The organism is Cyanobacteriota bacterium (assembly GCA_025054735.1).
Lineage (GTDB): Bacteria > Cyanobacteriota > Cyanobacteriia > SKYG9 > SKYG9 > SKYG9.
Window position 1 is genome coordinate 1 of record JANWZG010000307.1, and the last position, 4,945, is coordinate 4,945.

Here is a 4,945-nt window from a genome sequence, read left to right on the forward strand (position 1 = left end):
GATGCCCTTCAGCAATACCAACGGGCAGAACAAGAAGCCCAACGGGCAGAACAAGAGGCCCAACGGGCAGAACAAGAAGCCCAACGGGCAGAACAAGAGGCCCAACGGGCAGAACAAGAAGCCCAACGGGCAGAGCAAGAAGCCCAACGGGCAGAACGCTTGGCAGCTTATCTCCGCGCCCAGGGCATTAATCCCGATGAGCTGTAGAGCAATTTTAGGCTCAACAAACTTAAACTTGTAGCAATCTAGCGAATGTTAAGCGACAGACAAGCTCCCGACTCAACATGCGCAACCCTCTAGTTCGCTATCCTCACCAAATAGGGTGATGGGATTCTCTCTGCCTTCTCAATTGCTACCAGCGCTTGATAGACCAACGCGACAACTTCTGCCCTTGTTGCTGGCTTGTTAGGCTGCAATTGCTCCAGCTTAGGATGGTTGACAACAGAGAACTCTTAAGCAGCGAAGATACCCATCCCTATCGGCATTAAATTGTAGGTCTCTCTGCCATCGAACTGATGCAAGAGCATGTGTTGGTTGCGTTGTGGTACCTCAGGAAAGGGGTAGCACGCTGGAATCTTGTATGCTTACTGATAAGGCACAGGTCAGTATGCGGAGACTACAGTAATGCGAAGACATATAAAACGCTGGAAGAAAGCTCATTTGGGTTTGGTGGCAGTAGTGATGGCGATCGGTACAGTATTAAGCGTTTTAATTTCTCATCATGCGATCGAGCCAGCCATTGCTCAAGGTGAGCAACCCTGCTGGCGATCTGGTAACCTGCTGCTTTTCACACCAAAACCGGATGTTGGACACTCACGACCAGTACGTTCCGTTGCCTTCAGCCCTGATGGTAAATTTCTGGTCAGTGGCAGTGCTGATAAGACCATTAAGATCTGGGAATTGGTAAAAGTCTGGAACCAAACTGTTCGACCTTTAGTTCTGGCTCCCAACCCTGAAGAAATCACTTCAGTAGCCTTTAGTGCAGACAATCAGATCCTAGTAAGCGGAAGTCTCGATGGAAGTGTGCGCCTGTGGGACTGGAAAGCCCGTCGAGTGATTAGTACTGAAACGATATATCCTTCTCGGACTGGGGTGTCTGTTGCCTTTAGTCCTAATGGGCAGACGCTAGCAGCTGCTGGTTTTAACCGTAATACTATTGTTTTCTGGGACATGGCTACCCGTACCAAGCGTGAGTGGCTAGTTTCTGAGAAATTTGGTGTGGGGGCAATGGCTTTTAATCCCGATGGAGAAACGTTAGCCGTTAGCACGATGGATGGCTTTGTCAAGCTTTGGAATTGGCAGACGGGAGAAGTCAAGCAAATGGTTAGAGATGATCGATATCGAGATGATAAATTTCCAACACCCGTGAACAGTCTCAGCTTCAGTCCTGATGGTCAATTGCTTGCCTTTGTACCCCATCGACTCACTAGTAGCAGTGAACACAACCAAATTTGCTTTTGGAACCGTCAAGGGGAAAGAGTTGGCAACTGCCTACAGGGACATACGGACGACATCCCATCCATGGCTTTTTCTCCCGATGGAAAATACTTAATTAGTGGGAGTTGGGATGATTCCGTGATCGTTTGGAACGTTATAAGTCGAACGTTGGTTTATCGTTCTCCGCAAAACTCAAAGCGTATATTGTCCGTTGCCTTTAGCCCAGACGGACAATCGTTTGCTAGGGGCAGTGGAGATTACACTTGGAAAATCTTGAAGTGTAAGCAATAGGCTCAGCCGCAATTCCCAGTAGTTAGAGATCTTCTATAGTTACTGTCGTAGTGGTAGTCCCGGTACCAGACGTGCCAGTACCAGACGTACCAGTACCAGACGTACCAGTACCAGATGTGCCAGTGCCAGACGTACCAGTACCAGATGTGCCAGTGCCAGACGTACCAGTGCCAGACGTACCAGTGCCAGACGTACTAGCACTAGTAGCAGCCATAGCAGCAATTTCTGCTTTTGCTCTGGTAATTAGGGGGTCGGCTTGCTGTTGCCCGTAGGCAGTTTTCAGTTGTTGGGTATAAGCAACAGCATTCCAGCGACCATTAGCAGTTGCCTGCTTCAGGGCAGCTATTGTACTTTGGTCAGCTTCCCACGCAGTTTGATAGCTCACTTTGAGTGCCTTGGCTTCGGCAGCGGCAGTTGTATCGGCAGGAATCCGATTTAAGAAACTAATGATCTCTAGAACGGGCTTTTTACCTTCGTTGTAATCTTTCTTGGCGATGTCCAACAGGTTTTGGGCACAGTCACTCTTCAAGGTTTTAGCCCGATCTCCAAGCTTTGCGACCTCAGCCCGACCAGCATCGGTTTTTAGAGATGGTTTTGGAAGTTGGCTAAGCAGATCGATCGCCTGCCCACAGCTACCTTTATCCTTCAAAGTTTTTGCCTTGTTCAGTTCAACCTGGAACTGGCTAATCGCCCGCTGATCTGCCTTGCCATCTTGACAACTGGCTAACAGGTTTTTCGCCTGCTGAGAGGATTGCACCGTAGATGATGCTTGGGTAATGTGAGTGATGCAGCGATCGTACTGCTTCTCGGTCTTAAAGCCTTCTGCTTGCTGCAACGTTGCGGAAATGAGACGATCGTTCTGCATCTTTTGGTAAGCAACAACACTACCTGTTGTCAGCGCAAGCATTGCTAATACCCCTCCAACCAGCCAAGTAGGTTGGTTGCCCGTTGACTCTCTATGTCGGCGAGGACGTGGTGGTTGCACTACTGGCGGAGGTAATGGTAGCTGTGAGGTTGTATTACCATATGCTTTTGGTTCCTGCTCTTTCTTTAGGATTGGAGTCGCTGGCTCAACAAGGGGTTTTACAGATGGCTCAGGATCAGGTGTGTGTGGGGTAGATTTTACCTCAACTTCGGATTGAGGCGATTGGTCGAGTTGTAATTCCTGCACAACCTCGCTGTGAATTTGGGCAGCAAGCTCTGGGCGCAGGTTGTCCGATCGCTGTGTAGGAGTTGGCACAGTAGGCTGAGGTTGGGCAGGAGGGAGTCCTGTTAGTAGTTCTTGGTCAATATCTTGCACATCACTCTCAGCTAGAGCTAGCACTGCACGAAGAGATGACAGAAAGTCATCGGTGGGGCGATCTCCTGTTTGCTCAATTGTCTTCGACACTTGGTGACGATACTTCTGTCGGTTTAAAATGCGATCAGCAATCCAGTCTGCAATGTCTAGCTCCTGATGAAGGTCTTTCAAGCTAACCCAATCGTCAGGGCTGAACTGAAATGACTGAGTTTGTTGAGCCAGCTCACAAACTTTCTGTTCATACTGTTGCAAGTCTTCTCGACGGTAACTGACGATGAGGGTGGTGTCTGTAAAGCGATCGCTCAGCTTGCCTAGCTTCTTATGGCCGAATTTCTCAGCGAGTCCAGTCCGCTTCTGGTCAAGTGCCTTAAGAAACGCTTCATCTAGGGGATAGTGCAACTTCACAAACTCACAAATCTCGTCCTTAAACGCTTGGACTCGCTGGTTGCGATCCTTGAGGCTGTCTTCAAGTTGGTTCAAAACCAACTCCGGTGCCCAATTGTCTTTGACCACCTTTTCTTGCCAGAGTTTCTGGGCACGATCGATGTCCTCCTCATCCAAATCATAGATATCACGCCACGACTCGATTAGCTGCTGGGGAAATTCGGGATTTATAGTAGACATAGGGCTAGAAGAAACCTGATAGTTCATCACTTAACTCATCCTCAATAGCTTGTTGAACATCCCGATGGATTCGGGCACAAATGTCCGGACTTAGGTATGCTTGGTGGGCAGACAATGACCGCTGGGTAGCTTCAGCTTCCAGAGCTAACCCTTTGGTCAAGGTGGTTTTGACCACCTGCGTATAATTTGCTAGAACTTGCTGGTGGCTTGACATTAACTCTTGATGGATTGCCTTAACAACATGCTCAGCCACTAGATCTGGTTGTGGAATCTGTTGTAATTGGTTGCTCACCATTTCCTCATTGAGGGGATAGTGAGGACTGATCACAGCAAAGACCTGTTGCCGATAGGCATTAAGATTAGCTTCTCGTTCTTGGTGGATGCGGGCTTCGATGGCGGTCATGTCTTGGGGGCAAAGGGGACGATCGTGCCGGAGTTGAGAGAGCCGATCGGCAGTAGGAATATCCTGCTGACCAAGATAGTGACGATAGTCTTGGTCATAGCGCTGGCAACCTTGGCGATAGTTTTCCAGCACCGTTTGATACAACTCAACAATTCGCTCATCTCGTAACCGCGATTCTGGGTGTTGCTGGCGAAACTCCACCAGCAGTGGCTCCAACCCAGTTGCTTGCCCCCTTGCCTGCAATATCGCTACCAGCACCGCCCTACACTCAGCCTTTGCAGCTTTGTAAGTAGCGATTGCTTGATCCAGCACGAATTTGGCAGTGTTCTCACTCAAATCAAAGCTTGGCTTTCGCGCCTGCTCTAACCACCGAACCCGCTGATTGAATGACATTCGATCGTTGGCATACAACTCATCAGCAATCATTTGCCGATAGCGTGCTACTCTGCCAGCGTAGTCTGCATAGACTTGCTCCCCAAGCTGGTGGATAACCTCTGACGGCAACGGCTCTATACCCTCTGGCTGTACCTGCGACGCTGCTATCTGAAAATCAGCTTGGGAAATCGGGTAGGACTCTCGCAGCTTTTGCTGCATCCCCGACTTATAGTGTTCTAGCGTTTGTCTGTGGTCATCCTGTAGTACAGCTACTAACGAAGTGATGACAGTCGATCGTAGCCCAATCTCTTCACCCCGTCTCATCAGTGCTTGCTCGACCTTGGCTGGCAAAGGCAACAAGTGCTGAGCAATCCTTGGCTTAGCCTCTGCCTGAAACTGTCGGAATTTTGCGTTGTGGGCGGCAATTACTTCCTTTTCAAGACTGGTAACATAGGGCTTGCCATCGCTCAAACCATGGGTTGCTAGTAGCTCCTGGCGGTTCACTGCTAATGCCT

4 protein-coding genes are annotated in these 4,945 nt (G+C 49.3%); 2 read left to right on the forward strand and 2 right to left on the reverse strand.

What is annotated here, in order from left to right:
- On the forward strand, nucleotides 1-207 hold a 207-nt coding region (locus NZ772_13740; protein ID MCS6814611.1), incomplete at its 5' end, for a hypothetical protein.
- Nucleotides 208-624: 417 nt separating this feature from the next.
- Nucleotides 625-1,728: a WD40 repeat domain-containing protein gene (locus NZ772_13745; GenBank protein MCS6814612.1), complete on the forward strand. Its 1,104-nt coding sequence runs from the start codon at nucleotides 625-627 to the stop codon at nucleotides 1,726-1,728.
- A 22-nt stretch (nucleotides 1,729-1,750) separates the two neighbouring features.
- On the opposite strand, the gene NZ772_13750 is transcribed toward NZ772_13745, so the two are convergent.
- Entirely contained in the window at nucleotides 1,751-3,652 is a 1,902-nt protein-coding gene (locus NZ772_13750; protein MCS6814613.1) for a hypothetical protein, read from the reverse strand.
- 4 nt (nucleotides 3,653-3,656) lie between these two features.
- Nucleotides 3,657-4,945 (reverse strand): hypothetical protein (locus NZ772_13755; GenBank protein MCS6814614.1); only part of this gene is annotated, 1,289 nt, incomplete at its 5' end.

What these genes read in the sequence shown, in the direction of transcription:
- NZ772_13750 (MCS6814613.1), bottom strand. Translation starts at nt 3,652, where the DNA reads ATGTCTACTATAAATCCCGAATTTCCCCAGCAGCTAATCGAGTCGTGG.
- NZ772_13745 (MCS6814612.1), top strand. Translation starts at nt 625, where the DNA reads ATGCGAAGACATATAAAACGCTGGAAGAAAGCTCATTTGGGTTTGGTG.